Raw genomic sequence first — 23,032 nt, forward strand, 5'->3', positions numbered from 1 at the left:
TGCACTTTCTGCAACCATTTGCCCTCAAAAGTCAAGTTTGAGAACAAATCCGGTGATTTCATTGCACTTTGTACAATGAAGGCTAGGGAATGCCGCGTAAACCCTAATTATGTTGTACAAAGTACAACATAGAGGAAATTGAAGCACTAAAACCAAGATTAACTGTCACGGGGCCCGCATCCGCCATGCCTCCTCGCTGTAACGTTGTTTTTCAGCGCTAAAGTGCGCTTAACGCTCGAAAAGTCTGCGTTAACGCTGTAAAACAAGCTTAACTACTGCGTGGAAGTCCCGCATCAAGCCAAACAATTCTCCGCCAACGGCGGAGTCTCGCCTGTTACAAAGGCCCAGCCCGCCTATGTTGCACTTTCCGCCTTGCAGGAGCATAGAGCAGACAAAAAAACTGCCCCCCAGGTCATTTCTGACCCTAGGAGACAGTCTAATGCTTACCCGGCGCGAGCACCGCCCATCCAGGTAAAGGTAATTATGAGTTAATGAGGTACTGATTAACCGTAGCCTTAATTAATTCCAAACGGCCGGATTGGTTCACAATGTTGTGGCTGTTCTCCAGCGCGTATGCTTCCAGTGTTTTGAAGTTTGCTTTGCCGGAAACGATATCCGCGCCGATGCCGGATTTAAAGGAAGCGTAGCGCGTGTCAAGGATGTTATCGAACACGCGGTCCTCGATCATTTTGGCAGCGACTTGCAAGCCGCGCGCAAAGGAATCCATACCCGCGATGTGAGCATACACCACATCAATAGGCTCGAAGGACGTACGGCGAACCTTGGCGTCGAAGTTCACGCCGCCTCTGCCGATTCCGCCTTCGTTAAGAAGGATTTCGTACATCGCGAGCGTTGTCGCGTACAGGTCTGTCGGGAACTCGTCAGTATCCCAGCCGAGCAATAGATCGCCTTGGTTCGCATCGATGGAACCAAGAACGCCGTTAATGCGCGCAACGCGAAGCTCATGCTCGAAAGTGTGACCAGCCAGCGTAGCATGGTTAGCTTCCAGGTTTAATTTGAAATACGGAAGCAGATCGTATTTTTGCAAGAATGAAAGCGTTGTAGCCGCATCGAAATCGTACTGATGCTTGGAAGGCTCTTTCGGCTTAGGCTCGATCAGGAATTGGCCTGTGTAGCCGATTTCTTTGGCATAATCAACCGCCATGTGCAAGAAGCGGGCAAGGTTGTCGAGCTCCAGACCCAGATCCGTGTTCAGCAGTGTTTCATAACCTTCACGACCGCCCCAGAAAACATAGTTCTCAGAGCCGAGTTCTTTGGCATGATCCAAAGCTTTTTTCACTTGTGCAGCAGCATAAGCAAAAACATCAGCATTGTTAGTCGTAGCAGCACCATGCACGAAACGCGGGTTCGTGAACATGTTCGCTGTGTTCCACAGCAATTTTTTGCCTGTAGCTTGCATTTTGTCTTTGATTAGACCTACGATCTCGTCCAGGTATTGATTCGTTTCTTGCAGCGTGCTGCCTTCTGGTGCGATGTCGCGGTCATGGAAAGCGAAGTAGTCAACATCAAGAATGTTCAGCAGTTCGAAGCATGCGTCAACGCGCGCTTTAGCCAGCTCAAGGCCAGAATACTGATCCCAAGCGCGAACGGCTGTGCCGCTGCCGAACGGGTCAGAGCCATTAGCAGAGAAGGAGTGCCAGTAAGCGATTGCAAAACGCATATGTTCACGCATGGTTTTGCCAAGAATCACTTGGTCAGGGTTATAAAATTTAAATGCCAGCGGGTTCGCCGATGTGCGGCCTTCGTATTTAATTTGTTGGATGTTATCAAAGTAGCTCATGAATTCAGCCTCCAAAAATGAGTTTATAAATGCTTATGCAGTCATCATAGCATCATTCGCAAAGTTTGTAAATTCATTAAACAAACTTAGTTAGTGCGTGAGGATGTCATTCGTGTTAAAATCAGTTCAATTACAGCGGTGTGGGGGCTAGTTATGAAACAAACAGGCGATTTGAATTTAGTGAAAAAAATAAATAAATCCATCGTGCTGCACCATATTCGCACGGATTCGCCCATATCCCGCGCACGGATCGCGGAGATTACAGGGCTTACGAAGGCGACAGTATCCAGCCTAGTGAACGAGTTGATCGAAAGCAGCCTAGTCGATGAAATCGGCGCCGGCGAGTCTAGCGGCGGGCGTAAACCGATGATGCTGCTGTTTAATGGGACGGCAGGATATGCCATCGGCGTCGATCTGGGCGTCCATGATATACTGGCTGTTTTGACAGACTTAACGGGCAAGGTGATCATCGAAAAAAGAATACAGCATGACAACGCGTCCGTTGAGGCTGTCATTCAGCTTCTGAAGACAACGATCCGCGAGTTGATCGACAGTGCGCCGGAGAGCACTTATGGCATCATCGGCATCGGCATTGGCGTACCGGGCATATGCGATGATGACGGCAATTTGCTGTTCGCGCCTAACTTAAGTTGGGAGAATGTGCCTCTGCAAAAGGATATCGAGGAAGCGTTCAACATCCCAGTTGTTATTGATAATGAAGCGAATGCAGGAGCTGTAGGAGAGAAACAGTTCGGAGCGGGGAAAGACACAGCGAACCTGGTGTATATCTCTATCGGGATCGGAATCGGCGCCGGCATCATCATTAAGGGAGAGCTGTACCGGGGAGCGACCGGATTCTCCGGAGAGATCGGGCACATTTCGATCCAGCACGACGGGCCGAAGTGCCGCTGCGGCAGCTTAGGCTGCTGGGAGCTGTATGCCTCCGAACATGCGCTGCTTGAGCAAGCCCGCCTAGAGATCGGGGAGCCCGCCGCCCAGCTAGATATGCTGCTGAGCAAGGCCGAAGCTGGAGATCAGAAGGTCATCGCTCTGTTCGAGCGGCTTGGCTATTACCTCGGAGTTGGTGTCGTTAACATCATTAACAGTTATAATCCCGAGTTCATCATTCTCGGAGGCCGGTTGGCCGGAGCCGAGAAGTGGCTAATGAAGCCGATGCTCCAACTATTGGAGAAACGCTCCTTGCCGCTTCCGCGGAAGCTGCTGAACGTGCAGTTCTCCCAGCTTAGCGACCGTTCGACGGTTCTAGGTGCTGCGTCGTTTGCAGTAGCGAAGTTTTTTGCTTCAACGACGGTTTCTATAGATGGGAATTAGTCATTAACGTGGTTAATAATGAATGAGATATAAGAAATTGCATTTGACCCTCTATCCGATCTTTTGTAAAATAAGAAGGGTTTTGAAGCGTCTTATGACTCACAATAAAGGACGGAAATCAACGATGCTTTTGCGATCGCTCGTCGTTTGCTGCTATTTAATGGGTGCTTATTGGGCATCTTATCATTTTCCATCGCTCCGGATGGTCTTTTATCCAACGCTCGGTGCTTTCAGCTTCTTATTCATGCATCGTGTGGATCAAATTAAAGATGTCGGGCGAATTACGATGGGGGCGATTATTGCGGTTACCCTTGGAAGCGTGATGTACAGCATTAGTCACGGCACGCTCTCGTTTTTTCTTACGGCCATTATTACGATTTCACTTATTCAAGTTTTAAAATGGAACGCAGCTCCGATCTTGTCGGTGTCTTTCATTCCTTTTTTCGCACATACGACTTCGATTTGGGCTCTGCCCTCGGCCGTTTTCGTTTCACTGATTGGGCTAATCATGTTTGTGTGGCTCATTGGCAAAGTCGAGCAAGTGCCGGTCATCTCCAAATGGTCGGAATCCTTCTCGCAGTTCCTCAGCAAACTGACGCCAACGCCAACGGCTATAAAAAAAGAACTTTAAACAAAAAGCGACCAGCCTAAGAACGGCTGTCGCTTTTTCTCGTAGAGGAGACGGAAGGATGAAACTGCACAAAGGAGAGACGCTGTTTCGCCAAGGGGAATCAGGGAGCTTGTACCGGCTCAAGAGCGGACTGCTCAAAATTGTCCGTGTACACGAAGACGGCCATGCCACACTCGTCAATATTATTGTGCCAGAGGAGACGATTCCTCACCATTCTCTGATTAGCCCCAAGCCTTATTATGGGACGGCGGTCGCACTGGTAGCTAGTGAAATTGAAACCTTTCCTTCTGAGGAATGGTACCGTGAGCTGGATGACAATCCTGAACGCTTTCGCATCATTGCGCAGCAGCTGCAAGAGAAGCTAAGGATGATGCAGCAGCGCATTGATCAATTGACCGAAGTAACACCGACGGTGAAGTTGCAAAAGCTAGAGCAGTGGATGCACAGTTATCTAGGTACCACGGTTTTAACTGATGTGCTAACGCAAGAAGAGATCGGCCAATTAATCGGGCTGCGGAGGGAAACTGTGAACCGGCTCCTACGGGAGAAAGTTGTGAAATTATAAGCTTCCGGCAGGACCGAAGAACTCAAAGTGTCGATCCTCTTCAGGAATCCCCCACTCACGCAGGGCGCTGTTTACAGCTTTCATGAAAGGAACAGGACCGCAGAAATAGAAGCTTGCCTCGGACGCAGGCACAACGCTTTGAAGCCAGTCCAGACGAATATGACCTTCTTTATGAAAAGAGTTCTCTGCCCGATCCGAAGCTGTTGGCTTATCGTAGCACCAATAATAGCTCAGCGCTTGATGCTGTAAGGCCAGCTCCTCAATATGCCCCTTGAAGGCATGATGCTGACTATTCCGAGCAGCATGAATGAACGTCACTTGGCGCTCGGGATTCGTGGCGGCTAGTGTTTGCAGCATGCTAACCATCGGTGTCAATCCCACTCCGCCGCTGATGAGCACGACAGGACGGGTATCTTGCTGATCCAAGGTGAAATCTCCAGCTGGCGCTGAGAGCAGCACACTATCGCCTTCCTTTGTCTCTTTATGCAGGAAGATTGAAGCTTTCCCGGCAGGTCGGTCTGTCATCAAATCTTCGCGCTTCACTGAAATCCGGTAATAAGGCTTACCTGGAGCGTCCGAGAGGCTGTACTGGCGGATATGGGTGTACGCATCGCCAGGAATCTCAAGCTTGACGCTGATATATTGCCCCGGTTCAAATGTCGGGAGTGGAGTCCCGTCCTCAGGCATAAGATAGAAGGAAGTAATCACATCGCTTTCCTTCACCTTCCTAGCAATTCGAAAACGTTTAAAGTCCGACCAGCCGCCCATTTGAGTTTCTGTTTGGTGATACATATCTGCTTCCACTCCGATAAAAGCATCAGCGATGAGGCCATAGGCTTCGCCCCAAGCTTGAAGAATCTCTGGCGTAGCCGCATCTCCAAGCACCTCTTGAATGGCGGCAAGGAGATGCTGGCCGACAATCGGGTAATGCTCCGGCTTCACCCCAAGACTGCGGTGTTTATGAGAAATCTGTTTCACAACGGGCAAAATGGCTTCAAGCCGGTCAATATGCAGCGCAGCCGCGTAAACCGCATTGGCCAAAGCCGTTTGCTGTCTGCCTTGTTTTTGATTAGCATGGTTAAATATGTTGAGCAATTCGGGGTGTGAAGTGAATAACATTTCATAGAAACGTTTCGTAATGGACGTACCATGTATTTCTAATACAGGAACTGTGGATTTAATGATCTCGATGGACTGTTGACTTAGCATAGGGAATCGCCTCACTTCAGAGAGTTTTGGTGGTTATGAGGTAAGTATATGAAAAAGCAAATGGCTGAGCTGTGATTGTAATCACATGAAAAGACAACAATCTGTGTCTGTATTCATTTCAATCTTTTTCGCGTTATACTAGAAATGAACAAATTTCCATATCATTATAAGAGACAGGAGCGCATAGATGCCTGACTGGTCTTATCATTCGATATTTAAGCCACTTTTGTTTCGTTTGCCATCCAAGATCGCTAGGGACTTCACTTTACAGACGATGGGCGCGTTAAGCCGCATGCCGGGCGGTACTTTTGTCATCAAAACGATGGGACATTTCGAGCAGTCGGCCGTGCTGAAAGACGAAATCGCCGGGGTGCCCATTTCGTGCCCCGTCGGCTTGAGCGGAGCGCTCGATCCAGAGGGCACCGCGCACAAAGCGCTGGCCCAGCTCGGGATCGGCTTCATCGAGCTCGGCCCCGTCACGGTGCGCGAGGTGCGCTGCGGCGCGCCTATCGAGCGCGTCCCCGAGCAGCAAGCCATCGTGTACCCCGATGGCTACGCCAACGCTGGCGCAGAGGCTATCGCCCAGCGGCTGCGCAAGGGCACGGGGCATCGCCTGCCGCACTTCGTGCGGCTCCGGCCGATGCCGGGCAGCACGCCGCGCGAAGCGCTGCTTCAGCAGCAGGAGCTGCTGGAGAAGCTGTCGCCGTACGCGGCGGGCTTCTACATCGATGGCCTCGCCGAAGGCTGGCCGCCGGACGAAGCTGTGGCGTACCTCCGCGAGGTACGCCAGTTAGCAGCAGCAGCGGGCAAGCCTGCGCTGCTGTATGTGCCGCCGCAGCTGCCCGAAGGGATGCTGCGGGAGCTCACCGCCCAGCTGGCGAGCTGGAGCGGGGTCGTCGTCGGCGAAGCGCTGCGCGAGGAGGACAGCCGCCGCATCTGCGTAGGCGGCCGTGCTGTCCTCAGCGCACAGCTGAGCCTGGTTCGCCGGCTCCGCGCAGCTGGGGCGGCTACGATCGTTGCGGCTGGCGCTGTCAGCCAGCCGCAGGATGCTCTAGAGCTGCTGTCCGCAGGCGCGAATAGCGTGCAGCTGCACAGCGGACTGGTGTACGCCGGGCCAGGGTTGCCAAAGCGAATAAACGAAGCGATTCTTTATGAGCGCATTCGTGAAACCGAGGAGCCGGAGCCGCCGTCGTTCTGGGCGAATTGGGGCTGGATGAGCCTGCTCGGTATTGGCATGATGATTGGCGGTGTGCTGGCTTGGCTGATCGCCTCAACCAGCGTGCTTCTGCCTTATGATGAAACCTTCCTTGGCGTGAGCCGAAGTGTCATAAATCGATTTAATGGGCATATTATACATTTCATGTCCCATGACCGTATTACCTTAGCGGGGACAATGATCTCACTAGGCATCTTTTATTACCAACTTGCTGCACATGGTTTGAGGTTAGGCTCGCACTGGGCTCGCACCGCGCTCCTTGCCTCATGTACGGTAGGCTTTAGCAGCTTTTTCCTCTATCTCGGCTACGGCTATTTCGATCCGCTGCATGCCATCGCGGCCGCCGTGCTGCTTCCCATGCTGCTGCTAACCTTGCGCGGGTTGAAGGATTATCCCTCGCGGAAGCCGCCTGGCTTACGGAATGACGCCGTCTGGCGCAGAGCCCAGTGGGGGCAATGCTGCTTTGTCGTGCTTGGATTTGGTCTGGGGATTGGCGGGCTGATTATTGCTTTCGTTGGGGTCACCCAAGTGTTCGTACCGACCGATTTAGCGTATCTCGGTGTAACCGCTCAGATTCTTGCAGATTGGAATGAGCATCTTATTCCGCTTATTGCGCATGACAGGGCAGGTTTTGGGGGCGCATTATTTTCATTGGCTGTAGCGATTGCAGGTTCGGCCCTCTGGGGAGTGAACCAAGGCGAAAGCTGGCTGTGGTGGACATTTCTGTGGGGTGGAGTACCAGGCTTTACAGCGGGGTTACTGGTCCATTTTCATATTGGCTATACAGATTTCATTCATTTGCTTCCTGTTTACATAGCTGTGCTGTTGTATGCGTTTGGTCTATACCTGATGTACCCTTATTTGGTTTGGAGGGCAGGTAAAGAGGCGGAAGTGCCAGTGACAGCAAAACCAACAGAGGAAACATTTTAACCTAAAGGCAGGTGCAGCTTGATGGAGAAACTAGCCCTTATTTCAGATATCCATGGCAATATGCCTGCATATGAAGCGGTCATGCACGATATTCAGGAACGGAATGTGACACAAATCATTTGTCTCGGCGATCTCGTCGGCAAAGGACCGCATTCGGAACAGGCCGTGGATCGTGTACGGGAAACCTGCGACGTGGTTATCAAAGGGAATTGGGATGATTTCATCGGAAACAATACGACGGACCCTATTTTACTTTGGCAGCAGGAACGGCTGGGGAAAGAAAGGACGACGTATTTGAAAGGGCTGCCTTTTTCCTATGAATTTTGGATGAGCGGTAAGTTCGTGAGATTGTTCCACGCTTCACCAAGGAGCGTCTACGAACGCATCCAGCCTTGGGATTCTATGGAAAGCCGCTTGTCGATGTTCGAATCCTCTGAAGCTTGCGGAGATCCTAGGGAAGCGGACGTGGCAGGTTACGCCGATGTCCACAATGCTTTTCTGCAAATTCTCAAGGGTCGGATGCTTTTCAATACAGGCAGTGTAGGCAATCCGCTAGATATGACGCAGGCATCCTATGTCCTCTTGGAAGGTCATTATCACAGCAAACAGCCTGGTACATTTAATCTTCAACATGTAAGGATTCCCTACGATATTGATCTTGCTGTACAGCATGCCAAGGATGAGCAGATGCTTGATGCCGATGCTTATATTCTAGAGTTGCGAACGGGGCAATACCGGGGCCGTAAAAAAACATAAACCAAAAAGCTAAGCAAACCGTACACCGGTTTACTTAGCTTATTTTGTAATGAGGGAACTATGGTCCTCTATTTCCATGAAAAGCACAGTTTCCACAGGTAAGGGGAACTGCGTTCCTCTATTCCGCTAAATTTATCTGAAAAAAGCACAATCGAGGATAAATAAGAGTCTGTAGTTCCGCTCAGAGAGGAAACTGCTTGTTTTCCTCCAGATAGAGGACTCCAGTTCCCCGAGTGAAAAAGCGCTAGAAGCTCTTAGCCAATTCCTTCGCACGAGCAATCGCCTCTTCTTTAATTTGCTGCGCTTTGTCAGCATACTGGTTGTGTCCCTCCACGAAAAGCCCTTGGAAGTCAGTAATTCCAAAGAAGGACATAATGATGCCAAGATAACGATGACCCGACTCCATAGCTGCCGCTGGACCTTCGGAATACACACCGCCTCGGGCTTGGATGTGCAGGGCTTTTTTGTCTGGCAGCAAGCCAACGGGTCCACTTTCCGTATATTTGAAGGTTTTGCCTGCTGTACACAGCGAGTCGAGATAGGCTTTCATGATTGGAGGAAAGGAAAAGTTCCACATCGGAGTCACGAAAACGTATTTATCCGCAGCGACAAACTGGTCGGTTAATTCGCCGAGCCGAGCCACCTTGGATTGTTCGTCTTTGCTAAGCGATGAAAATTCTCCTCCACTCCTTAGTTTTCCCCATCCGCTGAACACATCAGCGTCAATGTGAGGTACCGAGATTTTGTATAGATCGATTGGAATCACTTCGTCGTTAGGATGAGCCTCCCGATAAGCATCGATAAAGGCTTTCCCTACAGCCATACTGTAGGAAGTCTGATGATCGTGAGGGTGTGCGGTGATGTGTAAAATAGTTGCCAAGTTGGGTCATCCTCCTAATGTGTTGTGAGCTGTTCAAGCCTTTTTAATGTTCATTAATCGGAAGTAAACTATACAAAGTTAATTTTGGATAAAGTTTAGTTTGGAGGAGCCTTGCTTGCATGACGTTCTCAAAATTGTAAACCTCTGTACATTGAGTGGAGGCTTTATTTGTTATATGATGAAAGACGGTGCTTTTTGGTCTTCAAATTCGTATATAAATTTTATATAAAGTGAGATGGATGAATGGATGAAACCTAAGGATTTACTCTATAAAATGCCCGCAGAGTGGACAACACATGAACGCACATTCATTTCATGGCCTGTTCAAGCTTCGATGGTGTACCCGGAAGATCATGCTGTTGTTACCAAAGGCTATGCAGATTTGGTCAAAGCCATCGCGGAATTCGAGCCAGTGACGGTCATTGTTAACCCAGCAGAAGCAGAGCAAGTCAAGGCGATGTTTACTGAGCCTAACGTTGATTTCCTGACGATTGAGCATAATGATGCATGGTTCCGTGATAATGGCCCTACCTTTTTGCTGAACGAGCAGCAGGAGATCGCCGCGGTTAATTGGAAGTTCAACGCGTGGGGCGGCAAATATGCGCCTTGGGATCTGGATGATAACGTCGCTCCACAAATTTTGGAGCATCATGGGGTGAAGCGTTTTGACGCTCCGCTAGTGATGGAGGGCGGCTCCATTCATGTCGATGGAGAAGGTACGCTTTTGACGACAGAAGAATGCTTGCTTAATACGAACCGTAATCCGGAACTCAGTCGTGAAGCGATTGAAGAGCTCGTTAAGAACTTCGTGAATATCGAGAAAATCATCTGGCTGAACAAAGGACTCGACGGCGACGAAACGGACGGTCATGTCGACAACATCGCCTGCTTTGCTGCTCCTGGCAAGGTCATTTTGCAAGTATGTAACGACCCTTCCGATGCCAATTATGCGATCACACAGGAAAATCTAGAGATTTTGCGCAATGCGACAGATGCCAAAGGGCGTTCCTTCGAGATTATCCAAATTGAACAGCCACCAATCACATTTTTTGAAGAGCAGCGTTTAACGCTAAGCTATTTGAACTTTTATTTTGTAAATGGCGGCATCATTTTGCCGGTGTTCGGAGGGACAGCAGAGGAGACGGATCGCCGAGCAGAAGAAGTGCTGAGCGCGGCATTTCCGGATCGCCGAATTCGCAAAATCAACGGCATGTCCATTATCAAAGAGGGCGGCAACGTTCACTGCACAACGCAGCAAATGCCAGCCAGCCAGAAAGGGTGATGCATCGTGAGAAACGTCAAAGTAGCAGCGACACAAATGAGCTGTTCCACAAACATAGATGAAAACATTCGCAAAGCTGAGGCATTGGTTCGCCAAGCGGCTGCGAAGGGCGCGCAAATCATTTTGATTCAAGAACTTTTTGAGACGCCATACTTCTGCCAAAAAGAAAAATCCGATTACTACGTGTACGCTACGGAGTTGGAGAACAATAAAGCAATCAATCATTTCCGCGAGATTGCCAAAGAGCTTGGGGTCGTGCTGCCGATTTCTTTTTATGAGAAAAAGAATTATGCACGCTACAACTCGCTAGCTGTAATTGACGCCGATGGTCAAGTGCTCGGTACTTACCGCAAAAGCCATATCCCGGACGGTCCGGGGTATGAAGAAAAGTTCTATTTCAATCCTGGCGACACCGGCTTCAAAGTGTGGAAAACCCGTTACGCCAAAATCGGCGTAGGCGTTTGTTGGGATCAGTGGTACCCGGAAGCTGCAAGAGTGATGGCTTTGATGGGCGCGGAGCTGCTGTTCTACCCAACGGCAATCGGCTCTGAGCCGCAGGATGGCTCCATTGATTCGAAAGATCACTGGCAAATGTGTATGCGCGGACACGCCGCGTCGAACTTGATGCCGGTTATTGCTTCGAATCGTATCGGCAAAGAAGTGGATGAAGATTCCAGCATCGACTTCTATGGGTCCTCCTTCATTGCCGGACCGCAAGGCAACATGATTGAGGAAGCAGGCCGCACGGAAGAAACGGTGCTTGTCGCCGAATTCGACCTGGATCAGTTGGAAATTCAACGGATCGAGTGGGGCATTTTCCGCGACCGTCGTCCGGATCTTTACAAAAAAATTGCTACCTACGATGGAGATCAGGTGCTGTAATTTATGCTCATTCCATTATTGAAAGGTATTTTACTTGGGCTCTCGATCGCGGCGCCGGTCGGACCCATTGGTATTTTGTGCATTCGAAGAACAATCGCCTTGGGCCGCTTGCATGGCTTTTTGTCAGGGCTGGGTGCTGCGACAGCGGACGCTTTCTACGGCTTTATCGCGGGATTCGGGCTGACATTGGTTACCAGTTTTCTCCTTGACCAAAAAGTGCTGCTGCAAGCAGTAGGCGGTTTATTCCTGATCTACTTGGGTGTGCAAACCTTTCGATCCCGGCCTGCTACAGAAGCGGCCAAAGCTTCAGGCGGCACGCTGCTCAAATCGTATGCGTCGACCCTCATGCTCACCATCACCAACCCGATGACCATCATGTCCTTTCTCGGCGCTTTTGCAGGTTTAGGCATGGGGGGCGCGCAAACTGGCATGGCTGCGGCCATCGCCTTGGTGGTTGGCGTATTCGCCGGCTCCGCCTTGTGGTGGCTGGCGCTGAGCTTCGTGATCGGGATGTTTCGCGATCGCATCCATGTTTCCGTCTATCGCTGGATTAACCGGATATCGGGTGTCACTTTAACCATATTCGGCCTTGTAGCCATTATCGGGCTGCTCCTTGAGGGGTAGCCTTTTATGTTGCGCGTATGAGAGGGTGTCATTTCGCTCATAGCCATCGATAGTGGTATAATGGAGATAAGAATGGAGTGATCGCGAAATGGACGCTTCTAAATATCAAAAGTATTTTAACCCGGACGATTTCTGGTCCAAGCTGAAAAAAGGCGCAAAAAAGGCAGGAAGCAAAGCGATCTACAGCGGCTTGCTGCTTTATTATGCGGTTGAGAGCCCCAGAACGCCGCTAAAAGCTAAAGTACAAATCTACGGGACACTTGGCTATCTCATTCTGCCGCTGGATCTTATTCCAGATTTGCTGCCGATTGTTGGCTATGTCGATGATTTGAGCGCGCTTGGATTAGCCCTCGCCGTTGTCGCGAAGAACATTGACGACGACGTGAAACTCAAGGCTAAGAACAAGCTGAGGGATTTTTTCGGGGATGAAGCTGTGAAATCTAAGGATATCATTGATATTGACGGGAAACTGGTAGTTGATCAGGAAATGAAAGAAGCACCTGAGCAGTTGTAGGAGTTCATGTCGATCTAAACAGAAAGTGCCCCGCAGTCAATTACTGTGGGGCCAAATACTATCATTTACTTCCATGCAAGTTGTAAAGATAGGCACAACTGGTTTGGAAATTGCTTTCGTGGAAGCTTATTAGCGCTATGCAAGTATTATCCTGCAAGGCTTCTTGCCCTTTCTTCTTGTCGTACAGCTTATAACTATCATATAATAGTTAAATAAATATTTTATAAATAGGATTAGTTTTGATCCAGAAAAGATGTGTGACTAGCTTGCTCCCTGGCTTGCTGTAGCGTCTTACCAAGAACGCCTACATCCTTTCTGCAAATCTTAGGGTATAAGGACGGTTAAAATGAGCAACAGACAAATTAAAACAGATGTTATCTTAATTGGTGCCGGAATCATGAGTGCGACCTTGGGGTCACTGTTGAAAGAGTTAGTGCCGGAATGGGAAATTACAGTGATTGAGAAGCTCGCAAGCGCTGGAGAGGAAAGCTCTAACGAATGGAATAACGCGGGAACGGGACATTCTTCATTATGTGAGCTTAACTACACCGTCGAACAGCCCGACGGATCCATAGATATCAGCAAAGCTATCAAAACGAATGAAGAGTTTCAGGTTTCCAAACAGTTCTGGTCTTATCTGGTCAATAGCAACCTGATCCGTAATCCGCAGGACTTTATCGCACCGCTGCCTCATATGAGTCTAGTACAAGGGGCGCAAAATGTTGAATTTTTGAAAAAGCGCTTTGAAGCACTGACAAGCAATCCATTGTTTCAAGGGATGGAATTTTCCGATGACCCGGCTAAATTAACGGAATGGATTCCACTTATTATGAAAGACAGAGAATTGAATGAACCCATTGCGGCAACAAGAATTGAATCAGGCACTGATGTCAACTTTGGCGCGTTAACGCGTAACTTGTTTGCTCACCTAAAGGGTCAAAACGTCGATATCAAGTACAAACATAGCGTGGATGATATGAAACGTACGAACGACGGCTCTTGGGAGTTGAAAGTGCGGAACCTCGATAGTGGTAACGTTGATCACCATACAGCGAAATTTGTCTTTATCGGCGCAGGCGGCGGAAGTCTGCATTTGCTGCAGAAATCCGGTATTCCAGAAGGAAGAGGGATCGGCGGATTCCCGGTAAGCGGCATATTCATGGTGTGTCAGAAACCGGAAATTGTAAATCAGCATTTTGCAAAAGTATACGGCAAAGCGCCGGTGGGTGCTCCTCCGATGTCGGTTCCGCATCTGGACACTAGATTTATCGATAAGAAAAAATCATTGTTCTTTGGACCGTTTGCCGGCTTCTCACCGAAGTTTTTGAAAACCGGGTCCATGTTTGACTTAATTACTTCTGTAAAAACGGATAACCTCGTAACGATGCTTGCGGCAGGCAGCAAAAACATGTCATTAACCAAATACCTGATCAAGGAAGTTATGTTATCCAAAGAGCAGCGCATGGAGGCTTTGCGTGAGTTTGTCCCGAACGCCCAAAGCGAAGATTGGGATTTAGTCGTCGCTGGCCAGCGCGTACAAGTTATCAAAGATACGGCTGCAGGCAAAGGAACGCTTCAATTTGGTACGGAGCTTGTTAGTGCCGCTGACGGTTCAATAGCTGCATTGCTAGGCGCTTCTCCAGGGGCATCTACGGCGGTTTCCGTTATGCTTGATCTAATCAAAAAGTGCTTCCCGCAACAGGTAAAAGCGTGGGAACCGAAAATTAAAGAAATGATTCCTTCATTTGGCGTGTCGCTATTGAAAAACCCTGAGCTTATCAAACAAATTGATTCTTCAACAGCGCGGGCGCTTGGTCTAGTTGAGAACTTGCCATTGCAGGTAGCAAGCCGCACAGTTTCATAAAGTGACTTAGGGGTTAAGCAGAAGCTTGACCCTTATTTTATTTTTCTTGATACAGGTCATTAATTGACCCAATGCTTGCCGATGTATGGAAATTAGCAGCCTTGCTATTGCAAGAGCAGGAAAATCTACCTCTAATCTACGCTGATCCGGCCCGAGGAATGCAATAGCAGGAGAACCTCCTGCTAAATCGTCCATAACGGGCGGAATCTGCTGGATCTGCTCGGATTAGCTGGAGCAATTCCAGTTATTTACCTAAATGCTGCCAAGATGCGGAAATAGCAGGAGTAATCGGCGTTAATTTTAGGGAAACGATTCATTCGGTAGTTCACAAGCTAGCAACGTGTTCTCCTACAACCAGCAAGTTCCTTGAGATAAAGCTTTAGCGGAATTCTCGCTAAGTTTATTGAAATTTGTTATTGGTTAGTGAGGTGGAAGTTGGCTATATGGTGGGTGAATAGTGCGTCTGGATGGTGCTGGATGGGAAAGTAGCTAACTCGAAACCATGGCGGAATGCTATCCGTAAGGGTTAATATTTGTTTCTGCTGGGAGAACGATAAAAAGAACCTTTCAAACCACCTAAGTGGAAAGAAAGGTTCTTCAATATGTCCGGTATGTTTAGCAAGTGACCATCCAACCGTGCGTATCCGCGATACGGCCATATTGGATGCCTGTAATCGTGTCGTAAAGCTTATGGACGAGCTCCCCGATCTCGCCATTGTTAATGACCATCGGAGTGCCCTGCCACAGCAGGCTGCCAATAGGCGAGACGACGGCGGCTGTGCCGGTACCGAAAGCCTCTTCCAGCGTGCCATTTTCATACGCTTTCACGATTTCGTCGATGGAGATTCTCCGCTCCGTGACGGGGATGCCCCAATCGTTCAGCAAGTGGATAATGCTTTTGCGGGTAATGCCCTCCAAGATAGAGCCGCTGAGGCTTGGTGTCACAACTTCCCCGCCAATTTTGAAAAAGACGTTCATGCTGCCGACTTCCTCCAAGCTCTTCTTGTCGATAGCGTCCAGCCACAGCACCTGCGCGCAGTCATGCTCCTTGGCGAGCACTTGCGCCTTCAAGCTAGCTGCGTAGTTTCCTGCAGCTTTGGCGCCGCCAGTACCGCCGTGAACAGCTCTAGCGTAGTGGCTCTCTACGAGGATTTTGACGGGGTGAAGCCCTTCCTCATAGTAAGCGCCAACCGGCGACATAATGACAACGAAGGAGTAACGGGAAGAAGGGCGCACGCCTAAGCCAGCCTCGGTAGCAATTACGAAGGGGCGAATATAGAGGGACGCGCCTTGCTTGCTCGGTACCCAGTCGGCATCGATACGAACGAGCTCCCGAATGGCGTTCACGATGAAGGTCTCATCGATCGGGGGCATGTTAAGCCGTTCACTGGAACGATTAAGCCGTTGGGCATTTTGGTCGGGACGGAAAATTTGAATCTCGCCGCTTTCGGTCCGAAACGCTTTTAACCCTTCAAAAACAGCTTGCCCATAATGAAAAATCATCGCGGCAGGGTCATAAGACAGCGGGGCATAAGGAATGATCCGAGGATCATGCCAGCCTTGTCCTTCCTCATAGTCCAGTACAAGCATATGGTCTGTGAAGAGGCGCCCAAATCCTAAGTCTTCCTGGATGCCTGGTTTTGTTTTGAGGTGCGGATTGCGTTCAAATCGAATTTGTCCATACATAGCAAGTAACCACCTTTCGTTTACGATCTTAACCGTTATTCTATACTATAGAAAAATAACAATCATTGATCAATTGTGAAATTTCAATTACGATCATAGTTAATCGCTATGAACGGGGGCTTATGAGGATGGATTATCGGTTATTGGCCTATTTTTTGGCCGTTTGCGAAGAACTGCATTTCACGAAAGCCGCCGAGAAGCTGGGAATCAGCCAGCCGACGTTAAGCCAGCAAATTCGCGCCTTAGAGCAGCGGATCGGTTCACCCCTTTTTCAGCGCATCGGCAAGAAGGTTTACGTAACAGAGGCGGGAGAAATCCTGCTTAAGCACAGCCGGAATATTTTCCATGAGCTGGAGCAAGCGCAGGCTGCATTCGATGAGATTCAAGGCATGCAGCGGGGCCGGCTGCGTATTGGCTGCTCCGGCAATCATCTGCTGACGGCTACGATTATGGCATTTCATGCCGAGTATCCGAAAATAGAGCTGTCGGTAGCCGAGCTTGCCACCGAAGAGACGATAGAAGGGCTGCTGAATAATCAGCTGGACCTAGGCGTTGTTTTTTTGCCGGAGGAGGATGAACAGCTTATTCGCATTCCCTTGTATAAGGAAAAACTGCTGCTAGTCGTCTCGAAAGATCACCCGTTGTCCGGCGCCGAGGCGATCCGGCTTGAGGATCTCGTACAGCTTCCTGTAGCTATGCTGCCGAAGAAATTCTACGTCCGGCATATAATAGAGGCATGCTGCGAGCAAGCGGATTTGCTATGTAAGCCGGTGTTGGAGTTGTCCACGCTGGAATCTTTGCTGCAAATGGCTAGAAATAATGTGTGCGGCGCGGTTTTGCCCGGCTCCTATGTAGCAAGCATTCAGAGCAGCGAGATCCGCTGCGTTCCGATTATAAATCCTGTGCCGCAAAAGGACGTTGGCATCGTATATCGCAAGGACATGTTCCTGTGCCAGACGACCAAAACCTTCATGAAGCAGGTCACGCAGCAATTTCTAAGCGATAGCAAAGACTTTACTGCCTAACACAGATTCACATGTACAAATGAGGGATACTTATGGAACATATCTATATTTACGCCTGCCATGAAGACGAGCAGGCGCTATGTCAGTTAGAGCTGCGCACCTTACTGGGCGCAGGAACCGAGCTCGGCGCGGGCTACGCCGTCAGCCCGCGCAAGGTGGAACCGAGCCGCAGCCCGTTCCTGAAGCTGCGGCTGGATGTGGTGTGCGAGGCCGGCAGCCTGCCGGAGCTGGCCTCGCAGGTCCAGACGTTGACCGTGCGCGGGTCAACGTTCAAGGCCACGTTCGCGGAGACGGACACGCCGGTCAGCTATGACCGGCGGCGGGACGTCGAACGCGAACTAGGCCGGCATCTCCGCGGCAAAGCCGAGATGCGGAAACCGGAGCAGTGGTTCGCCGTGACGCAGCTGGGAGGCCGCTGGTTGTTCGGCGACTGCTCCTACGGCGAAGCCGTCTGGCTTCTGCATCAACAGAAGCCGCAGAACTATTCCACCGCCCTGAGTACGCGCGTAGCGCGGGCGGTGGTGAACATCGCCGTGCCCGTCATAGAGGGCACGCGGGTCATTGACCCGTGCTGCGGCATCGGCACGGTGCTGGTGGAAGCGATGTCGATGGGCATCGACATCGTCGGCAATGACATGAACCCGCTGGCGGTGCGCGGCGCGCGGGTGAATCTGGCCCACTTCGGCATGCCGAATGTGGTCACGCTCGCAGACATGCGGTCGCTGGGCTTGCCAGCGACTTTCCCTGCCTCTGCGGCTCCTGCCACCGTCGCCCCTGTCCCTGCCGCCACTGCCACCGCTGCCCCCACTAGCAGCGCGCAGAGCCGCTATGACGCGCTGATCCTCGACATGCCGTACAACCTATGCTCGAAGCTGCCGGAGGACGAGCAGCTGCAAATGCTGCAGTCAGCTCGCCGCTTGGCGCAGCGTGCAGTCATTATTACGACGGAGCAGATCGATCCGCTCATCGAGCAGGCGGGCTTTCACATAGCAGAGCGCTGCGCAGTCAACAAAGGGAAGTTCAGCCGGCAAATTATCGTCTGCATTTAGCTAAACATTTTACCCAGCGGGCCATCTTCGGCAATGATGTCTTGAATGGCATACACAGAGATAGGAAAATAAAGAAAACCGTACACATAGGCTGCCAACTCATAGACTTGAAAATAGATGACGAGCGATTTATCGGCAATATAGAAATCCTGATCTGGGCGAATTTCTTTAAAATCAACCAGCAGCGGAATATCCCGCAGTTTAATTTCAGCTGTAATCATCTCGCTTAGCTTGGCGACATAATCGCTGCCCGGTTTAAATAAATCTTTGAGCGCATAAGTCTTACCGGTTTCTGTATTGAAAGTTAAGGCGTTTTGAATCGTGAGGCCATGAGCGCCGCCGGAAAATGCATAATTCCATAAGGTTAGGCTAAGCACACCGCGCTGATTGTTTTTCAGTTCATAGTAAGCGGTAACGTCTGTCTTGGGATTTTTCGGATAGCCTTGCTCGCGAAGCTGCTTATTAACGGCATTAACAATCGCTACGTTCATAGCGTGCTCCGCCGTGTAAGGCGTGTGATGAATAACGGCGGGGTATAACAGTTTTAATTTGTCCCGAAGCAGCTGATACGTTTGTATACCTACGGGGTGATCTAATCCGTCCATGCTTAACATCCATCCCTAACGTTTTTGATACAATTTATTCTGCGGATGGGCGTTTGGTTCATGGGGACGGAGGTGGAAGGGCTAGTCCTGCTAGATAAAAAGAGCTCTCCCAAGGTCTAGATTGACCTCTCGGGAAAGCTCTTTTTGTGTTTGTCTCATGTAAAAATAGCGGTGTACTACTCTTCAGAGGACGTATCCTCGTTGGTATTAGCCGTTGAGCTTTGCAATTGGGAGCTTAGCTCCTCCAGCTGCTGCTGTGCTTCGCTGTCCTCCGCATTGGCCTGAGCCGCATTGATGGCATGGCTTACCACATCATTTTGATTGTTCGTTGACATGAACACTCACCTCCTCATTTTTCTACCAGCTAAGTATGTCTCCAAGCTTCCTGAATTATACAAATAATTTCCAAGTTTTTTTATAATGTCTAGCGGGAGGCCATAGGTAATAACTATAAAGCATGTCTAAGAAATGTATTTCACAAATAGAGTAAGGAGGAGCATAATAGAAGAAAATGGAAGGGTGGAGTGCGCAATGGGGAAATCATTTGAGGCTATGCTGCCAGAGCATGAGGCGTTTATTGCAAAGCAGCACATCTTTTTCGTAGGATCGGCCCCGCTGTCGGGGGAAGGGCATGTGAATTTATCGCCCAAAGGTCATGACGTTCTGCGTATTATTAATGCGAATGAAGTGGCTTATTTGGACTTAACGGGAAGCGGGAATGAAACGAGTGCGCATCTCGAAGAGAATGGACGAATTACGGTGATGTTCACGGCATTCGAAGGGCCGCCGATGATTTTGCGCTTATATGGGCAGGGGCGCGTCATTCTGCCGGAAACCCCGGAGTGGGAGGCGTTAGCCCCCATGTTCACGATGCTGCCAGGTGCCCGGCAAATCATCACTGTAAAAGTCCATGAGGTGAAGACCTCCTGCGGCTACAGTGTTCCCTTTTACAATTATGAGGGAGAGCGCAATACGCTGCAGAAATGGGCTGTGACCAAAGGCGAGGACGGTCTGCTGGCCTATTGGCAGGAGAAAAACATGATCAGCATGGACGGCATGCCGACGCCGCTTGGGGCAAAGTTATCCACAAGCAACCATTAACGGATTCTTTGTCAGCTAAAATGTTTCCGCAGCGCTTCGGGCGCTTCCACGCTTTTGCGTGTTGAGCTATCCATCGTAACGCTGGTTACCAGAGCATCTACGCATAGTTCACCATGCTCGTTATAAATTTCTTGCTTCAGCACGTAGCTGGAGCGTCCCATTTTATCCGGGCGGCAGGTTATGGTGAGGTGTTCACCTTGCTTGCATTCTTTTTTGTAATTAATGTTGATGTTCACCGTTACGGTTTGAATGCCCATCGAGCCAAAGGTCTCGTAGGACAGCTGGGAAAGCTCGTACCATTCCTCACGGCCCCATTCCAGATACTCCAAATATTTAGCATTGTTAACGTGGCCGTTCACATCGATTTCCGTTGAGCGGACGATGATATCAAGTCTGGATTCCATGCGTGAGAGCTCCTTTGTATACCCTTGTCCAGGGCAAGTGTTTTGTTAGTTATCCTTGATTATAGCTCGGTTGCTGGGGAGAAAACCAGTTTATGGCTCATAGCGTTCCATCATTGGGGCAAACTATGCTTCATGTGTTTGATGCTAGTCATTGGCTGGTTAACAGAAGGTATTGGCGGTCAGCGCCTACAAAGGAGGAAGTTTGGATGGAGCAGCAATTTCGGATTGAACGAGATACAATGGGAGAAATCAGAGTACCTGTGGATAAGTTGTGGGGGGCTCAGACGCAGCGCAGTTTTGAGAATTTTAAAATTGGGACCGAGCGGATGCCGGAGCGGTTAATAGGGGCTTTTGCCTTGTTGAAAAAAGCGGCCGCTATTGTCAACCGTGAGCTTGGCGGGTTAACCCCGGGGAAAGCAGAGGCCATTTCGCAGGCGGCGGACGAAATCGTGCAAGGCCGATGGAGCGGCGAGTTCCCGCTCGTTGTCTGGCAGACCGGCAGCGGCACGCAGTCGAACATGAACGTCAATGAGGTGATTGCGCATCGCGGCAGCGAATTGCTCGGGGATGGGGCGCGCATCCATCCCAATGATGACGTGAATCGTTCACAGAGCTCGAACGATACGTTCCCGACCGCGATGCACGTTGCCGGCGTTCTCGCGGTGGAGCAAGAGCTTCTGCCTGCGCTCGAGCTTTTGCAGGCAACGCTGCGCAGCAAGATGGAGGCATACGCCTCCATCGTCAAAATCGGCCGCACCCACCTGCAGGACGCAACCCCGCTGACGCTGGGGCAGGAGATCAGCGGCTGGTGGGCGATGCTGGAGCAGAGCGCGCGCATGGTGCGCAGCAGCGTCGATACGATGCGCGAACTGGCCATTGGCGGCACCGCGGTGGGCACCGGGCTGAACGCGCATCCAGAGTTCGGCGCTAAGGTAGCCGAAGAGCTCTCGCGCGAGACGGGCACGAGCTTCGTCACGGCCGCGAACAAGTTTCATGCGCTGACCAGCCATGATCAGATCGTTTACGCTCACGGCGCGCTGAAGGCGCTCGCGGCGAACTTAATGAAGATAGCCAACGATGTGCGGTGGCTATCGAGCGGTCCACGCTGCGGGATCGGTGAAATCACGATCCCAGAGAACGAGCCCGGCTCTTCGATTATGCCGGGCAAGGTCAACCCGACCCAGAGCGAAGCGATGACGATGGTCGTGTGCCAAGTGATGGGCAACGATGCGGCCATCGGCTTCGCCGCCAGCCAGGGCAATTTCGAGCTGAACGTGTTCAAGCCCGTGATCATCCACAACTTCCTGCAGTCCGTGCGGTTGTTGGCGGATAGCATGCGCTCGTTCAACGACAACTGCCTCGTGGGGATGGAGCCGAATCGCGAAGTGATTCAGCGCAATCTCGAGCAGTCGCTCATGCTGGTTACCGCGCTCAACCCGTATATCGGGTATGAGAAAGCGGCCAGCATTGCGAAGCAAGCCCACAAGGAAGGGCTGACGTTGAAGGAGTCAGCGGTGCGCAGCGGCTACTTGACGGCGGAGCAGTTTGACACCTATGTGCGGCCGGAGGACATGGTGCAGCCGAGGGCGTGACGCCCATTCGGGCGAAGGAGTCCCCATCCTCTGCACGCAAAAAGGTTGGACAGGATGAATATCCTGCCCAACCTTTTTTTATTGAATCGGATCCGGGACCAAATTCTTCTCGATCAACTCGCTGTTGGTCTTCATGTGTTTCATTTCATTGCCGAGCTTCTTGATCTCTTCCAAATCCTGGGCCATGGAGCTGTTGTTGGCTTCCTCCAAGGTTTTACCCGAGGGACCGTTGCACAGCCGTTCTAATTCAATTAGCTTGTCCAGGGCGGCCCGCCGGACTTCCAACGGTACGAATTTATGGTCCGGAAAGTCAGCCTCATGGAAGTGCACGGTGGTATTTCCAAGCTCGGAGGTGAGCATTATCAATGTAAGCGGATAGGAGGCTGCTGTAGCCTCACTATAAATATTGTATTGATAGACGGCCTTCTCCGTATATTTCACACGTTCTAAACCTAGATCGGTTAGCTGTCGATGCAGCATGCCTTTATCCATTTCAAACCACTCCTTTCAAAAGGTGGCTAACGAGTTTAGTGCCGATTGTTCGAGTACTCGGGTTTAGTCGACTGCATAGGCTGGGCAATTTCCTGCACCTTGGTACTAGCTTTTTCGGCGATGTCTCTTGTTCTCTCACTTGCTTTCTCGCCAATGTCCCTTGCTTTCTCACTAGTTTGCTCGCTGATGTCCCTAGCTCGCTCACCAAACTCGCGTGCTTTCTCACTTGCCTTCTCACCAAACTCCTGTACCCTAGCGCCAGCCATTTCGGCCAAGTCCTGCGTTTTATCGCTTAGCTTTTCCGCCATCTCTTCGGTTTTGTCACCGGTTTTAGCGGCCATTTCCTTTGTCTTCTCTCCAAGAGCTGAAGCGAACTGGGTTGTTTTATCATATAAATTTCGATAGGTCGTTGTGAGGTTGTCTCGCAGCTCTGCTCCCTTTTTCGGGGCTAATAACAATGAGGCTACAGCGCCTACCGCACCACCGATTACTAGGCCTAACAATAGTCCGCTTCTGTTTGTTTCGACTGTTTCACTCATGAGTCATCTCTCCTTCGATTGGGGTATAGTGGGTCATGCCTTATACTAGGTTG

At 50.4% G+C, this 23,032-nt stretch carries 23 protein-coding genes; 14 read left to right on the top strand and 9 right to left on the bottom strand.

Going from position 1 to position 23,032, the window contains the following annotated elements; genetic code table 11:
- Window positions 1–481: 481 nt before the first annotated feature.
- On the bottom strand, window positions 482–1,801 hold the full coding sequence (gene xylA, locus AC58UW_RS17340) for a xylose isomerase (RefSeq protein ID WP_497421872.1): 1,320 nt from the start codon (window positions 1,799–1,801) through the stop codon (window positions 482–484).
- A gap of 153 nt (window positions 1,802–1,954) precedes the next feature.
- Between xylA and AC58UW_RS17345 the strand changes: the two genes are divergently transcribed.
- The 3 genes from AC58UW_RS17345 (at window position 1,955) to AC58UW_RS17355 (ending at window position 4,329) form a co-directional block, all read left to right on the top strand.
- Window positions 1,955–3,133 (top strand): ROK family protein, encoded by a 1,179-nt coding sequence (locus AC58UW_RS17345; RefSeq protein WP_497421873.1) that lies wholly within the window; start codon window positions 1,955–1,957, stop codon window positions 3,131–3,133.
- Window positions 3,134–3,227: 94 nt separating this feature from the next.
- A complete protein-coding gene (locus tag AC58UW_RS17350) occupies window positions 3,228–3,764 on the top strand; it encodes a hypothetical protein (protein WP_497421874.1) in 537 nt (178 codons plus the stop codon).
- A 58-nt stretch (window positions 3,765–3,822) separates the two neighbouring features.
- Complete coding sequence (locus AC58UW_RS17355; protein ID WP_497421875.1) at window positions 3,823–4,329, top strand: Crp/Fnr family transcriptional regulator; 507 nt, start codon at window positions 3,823–3,825, stop codon at window positions 4,327–4,329.
- Here AC58UW_RS17355 and hmpA read toward each other — a convergent pair.
- Window positions 4,324–5,538 carry an NO-inducible flavohemoprotein gene (hmpA, locus tag AC58UW_RS17360; RefSeq protein ID WP_497421876.1) on the bottom strand — a complete coding sequence of 405 codons (1,215 nt, stop codon included), beginning with the start codon at window positions 5,536–5,538 and terminating at the stop codon, window positions 4,324–4,326. The genes AC58UW_RS17355 and hmpA overlap by 6 nt on opposite strands.
- A 490-nt stretch (window positions 5,539–6,028) precedes the next feature.
- On the opposite strand from hmpA, the gene AC58UW_RS17365 reads away from it, so the two are divergent.
- Both AC58UW_RS17365 and AC58UW_RS17370 read left to right on the top strand, forming a co-directional pair.
- The gene (locus AC58UW_RS17365; protein ID WP_497421877.1) at window positions 6,029–7,684 is read left to right on the top strand and encodes a beta/alpha barrel domain-containing protein; all 1,656 of its coding nucleotides are present in this window, start codon (window positions 6,029–6,031) and stop codon (window positions 7,682–7,684) included.
- Window positions 7,685–7,705: 21 nt separating this feature from the next.
- Window positions 7,706–8,440: a metallophosphoesterase family protein gene (locus tag AC58UW_RS17370; protein ID WP_497421878.1), complete on the top strand. Its 735-nt coding sequence runs from the start codon at window positions 7,706–7,708 to the stop codon at window positions 8,438–8,440.
- Between the two features lie 244 nt (window positions 8,441–8,684).
- Here AC58UW_RS17370 and AC58UW_RS17375 read toward each other — a convergent pair whose 3' ends face one another.
- Complete coding sequence (locus AC58UW_RS17375; protein WP_497421879.1) at window positions 8,685–9,320, bottom strand: FMN-dependent NADH-azoreductase; 636 nt, start codon at window positions 9,318–9,320, stop codon at window positions 8,685–8,687.
- 247 nt (window positions 9,321–9,567) lie between these two features.
- Here AC58UW_RS17375 and AC58UW_RS17380 point away from each other — a divergent pair, with 247 nt between their 5' ends.
- The 5 genes from AC58UW_RS17380 (at window position 9,568) to AC58UW_RS17400 (ending at window position 14,486) form a co-directional block, all read left to right on the top strand.
- A complete protein-coding gene (locus AC58UW_RS17380) occupies window positions 9,568–10,602 on the top strand; it encodes an agmatine deiminase family protein (RefSeq protein WP_497421880.1) in 1,035 nt (344 codons plus the stop codon).
- A 6-nt stretch (window positions 10,603–10,608) separates the two neighbouring features.
- Window positions 10,609–11,484, top strand: a complete 876-nt coding sequence (gene aguB, locus AC58UW_RS17385) for an N-carbamoylputrescine amidase (protein WP_497421881.1) — start codon at window positions 10,609–10,611, stop codon at window positions 11,482–11,484.
- Window positions 11,485–11,487: 3 nt separating this feature from the next.
- Window positions 11,488–12,108, top strand: coding sequence for a LysE/ArgO family amino acid transporter (locus AC58UW_RS17390; RefSeq protein WP_497421882.1), 621 nt, complete (start codon window positions 11,488–11,490; stop codon window positions 12,106–12,108).
- Window positions 12,109–12,196: 88 nt separating this feature from the next.
- Entirely contained in the window at window positions 12,197–12,622 is a 426-nt protein-coding gene (locus tag AC58UW_RS17395; protein ID WP_497421883.1) for a YkvA family protein, read from the top strand.
- 346 nt (window positions 12,623–12,968) lie between these two features.
- Window positions 12,969–14,486, top strand: coding sequence for a malate:quinone oxidoreductase (locus AC58UW_RS17400; RefSeq protein WP_497421884.1), 1,518 nt, complete (start codon window positions 12,969–12,971; stop codon window positions 14,484–14,486).
- Window positions 14,487–15,101: 615 nt separating this feature from the next.
- On the opposite strand, the gene AC58UW_RS17405 is transcribed toward AC58UW_RS17400, so the two are convergent.
- Complete coding sequence (locus tag AC58UW_RS17405) at window positions 15,102–16,172, bottom strand: branched-chain amino acid aminotransferase (RefSeq protein ID WP_497421885.1); 1,071 nt, start codon at window positions 16,170–16,172, stop codon at window positions 15,102–15,104.
- A 128-nt stretch (window positions 16,173–16,300) separates the two neighbouring features.
- Between AC58UW_RS17405 and AC58UW_RS17410 the strand changes: the two genes are divergently transcribed.
- Together AC58UW_RS17410 and AC58UW_RS17415 are read left to right on the top strand one after the other, a co-directional pair.
- Window positions 16,301–17,197 carry a LysR family transcriptional regulator gene (locus tag AC58UW_RS17410; RefSeq protein ID WP_497421886.1) on the top strand — a complete coding sequence of 299 codons (897 nt, stop codon included), beginning with the start codon at window positions 16,301–16,303 and terminating at the stop codon, window positions 17,195–17,197.
- Window positions 17,198–17,229: 32 nt separating this feature from the next.
- Window positions 17,230–18,246, top strand: a complete 1,017-nt coding sequence (locus tag AC58UW_RS17415; protein WP_497421887.1) for a TRM11 family SAM-dependent methyltransferase — start codon at window positions 17,230–17,232, stop codon at window positions 18,244–18,246.
- Here the strand turns inward: AC58UW_RS17415 and AC58UW_RS17420 are convergent.
- Together AC58UW_RS17420 and AC58UW_RS17425 are read right to left on the bottom strand one after the other, a co-directional pair.
- The gene (locus tag AC58UW_RS17420) at window positions 18,243–18,851 is read right to left on the bottom strand and encodes a DUF3298 and DUF4163 domain-containing protein (protein ID WP_497421888.1); all 609 of its coding nucleotides are present in this window, start codon (window positions 18,849–18,851) and stop codon (window positions 18,243–18,245) included. The two genes, AC58UW_RS17415 and AC58UW_RS17420, sit on opposite strands and share 4 nt — an antisense overlap.
- 176 nt (window positions 18,852–19,027) lie before the next feature.
- Complete coding sequence (locus AC58UW_RS17425) at window positions 19,028–19,186, bottom strand: hypothetical protein (protein ID WP_497421889.1); 159 nt, start codon at window positions 19,184–19,186, stop codon at window positions 19,028–19,030.
- A gap of 196 nt (window positions 19,187–19,382) precedes the next feature.
- On the opposite strand from AC58UW_RS17425, the gene AC58UW_RS17430 reads away from it, so the two are divergent.
- Window positions 19,383–19,952, top strand: coding sequence for a pyridoxamine 5'-phosphate oxidase family protein (locus AC58UW_RS17430; RefSeq protein WP_497421890.1), 570 nt, complete (start codon window positions 19,383–19,385; stop codon window positions 19,950–19,952).
- Between the two features lie 11 nt (window positions 19,953–19,963).
- Here the strand turns inward: AC58UW_RS17430 and AC58UW_RS17435 are convergent, their stop codons facing one another.
- Window positions 19,964–20,356, bottom strand: a complete 393-nt coding sequence (locus AC58UW_RS17435; RefSeq protein ID WP_497421891.1) for an acyl-CoA thioesterase — start codon at window positions 20,354–20,356, stop codon at window positions 19,964–19,966.
- Between the two features lie 206 nt (window positions 20,357–20,562).
- Here AC58UW_RS17435 and fumC point away from each other — a divergent pair, with 206 nt between their 5' ends.
- Window positions 20,563–21,948: a class II fumarate hydratase gene (fumC, locus tag AC58UW_RS17440; protein ID WP_497421892.1), complete on the top strand. Its 1,386-nt coding sequence runs from the start codon at window positions 20,563–20,565 to the stop codon at window positions 21,946–21,948.
- 78 nt (window positions 21,949–22,026) lie between these two features.
- On the opposite strand, the gene AC58UW_RS17445 is transcribed toward fumC, so the two are convergent.
- On the bottom strand, window positions 22,027–22,440 hold the full coding sequence (locus tag AC58UW_RS17445; RefSeq protein ID WP_497421893.1) for a hypothetical protein: 414 nt from the start codon (window positions 22,438–22,440) through the stop codon (window positions 22,027–22,029).
- A 35-nt stretch (window positions 22,441–22,475) separates the two neighbouring features.
- Entirely contained in the window at window positions 22,476–22,979 is a 504-nt protein-coding gene (locus AC58UW_RS17450; protein WP_497421894.1) for a YtxH domain-containing protein, read from the bottom strand.
- Window positions 22,980–23,032 lie beyond the last annotated feature (53 nt).

Source organism: Paenibacillus sp. J22R160 (assembly GCF_059692135.1).

Excerpts from the sequence above, each read along its gene's own strand:
- xylA (WP_497421872.1), bottom strand. The coding sequence starts at position 1,801 with ATGAGCTACTTTGATAACATCCAACAAATTAAATACGAAGGCCGCACA.
- AC58UW_RS17345 (WP_497421873.1), top strand. The coding sequence starts at position 1,955 with ATGAAACAAACAGGCGATTTGAATTTAGTGAAAAAAATAAATAAATCC.
- AC58UW_RS17350 (WP_497421874.1), top strand. The coding sequence starts at position 3,228 with ATGACTCACAATAAAGGACGGAAATCAACGATGCTTTTGCGATCGCTC.
- AC58UW_RS17355 (WP_497421875.1), top strand. The coding sequence starts at position 3,823 with ATGAAACTGCACAAAGGAGAGACGCTGTTTCGCCAAGGGGAATCAGGG.
- hmpA (WP_497421876.1), bottom strand. The coding sequence starts at position 5,538 with ATGCTAAGTCAACAGTCCATCGAGATCATTAAATCCACAGTTCCTGTA.
- AC58UW_RS17370 (WP_497421878.1), top strand. The coding sequence starts at position 7,706 with ATGGAGAAACTAGCCCTTATTTCAGATATCCATGGCAATATGCCTGCA.
- AC58UW_RS17380 (WP_497421880.1), top strand. The coding sequence starts at position 9,568 with ATGAAACCTAAGGATTTACTCTATAAAATGCCCGCAGAGTGGACAACA.
- AC58UW_RS17390 (WP_497421882.1), top strand. The coding sequence starts at position 11,488 with ATGCTCATTCCATTATTGAAAGGTATTTTACTTGGGCTCTCGATCGCG.
- AC58UW_RS17395 (WP_497421883.1), top strand. The coding sequence starts at position 12,197 with ATGGACGCTTCTAAATATCAAAAGTATTTTAACCCGGACGATTTCTGG.
- AC58UW_RS17400 (WP_497421884.1), top strand. The coding sequence starts at position 12,969 with ATGAGCAACAGACAAATTAAAACAGATGTTATCTTAATTGGTGCCGGA.
- AC58UW_RS17405 (WP_497421885.1), bottom strand. The coding sequence starts at position 16,172 with ATGTATGGACAAATTCGATTTGAACGCAATCCGCACCTCAAAACAAAA.
- AC58UW_RS17410 (WP_497421886.1), top strand. The coding sequence starts at position 16,301 with ATGGATTATCGGTTATTGGCCTATTTTTTGGCCGTTTGCGAAGAACTG.
- AC58UW_RS17415 (WP_497421887.1), top strand. The coding sequence starts at position 17,230 with ATGGAACATATCTATATTTACGCCTGCCATGAAGACGAGCAGGCGCTA.
- AC58UW_RS17420 (WP_497421888.1), bottom strand. The coding sequence starts at position 18,851 with ATGGACGGATTAGATCACCCCGTAGGTATACAAACGTATCAGCTGCTT.
- AC58UW_RS17425 (WP_497421889.1), bottom strand. The coding sequence starts at position 19,186 with ATGTCAACGAACAATCAAAATGATGTGGTAAGCCATGCCATCAATGCG.
- AC58UW_RS17430 (WP_497421890.1), top strand. The coding sequence starts at position 19,383 with ATGGGGAAATCATTTGAGGCTATGCTGCCAGAGCATGAGGCGTTTATT.
- AC58UW_RS17435 (WP_497421891.1), bottom strand. The coding sequence starts at position 20,356 with ATGGAATCCAGACTTGATATCATCGTCCGCTCAACGGAAATCGATGTG.
- fumC (WP_497421892.1), top strand. The coding sequence starts at position 20,563 with ATGGAGCAGCAATTTCGGATTGAACGAGATACAATGGGAGAAATCAGA.
- AC58UW_RS17445 (WP_497421893.1), bottom strand. The coding sequence starts at position 22,440 with ATGGATAAAGGCATGCTGCATCGACAGCTAACCGATCTAGGTTTAGAA.
- AC58UW_RS17450 (WP_497421894.1), bottom strand. The coding sequence starts at position 22,979 with ATGAGTGAAACAGTCGAAACAAACAGAAGCGGACTATTGTTAGGCCTA.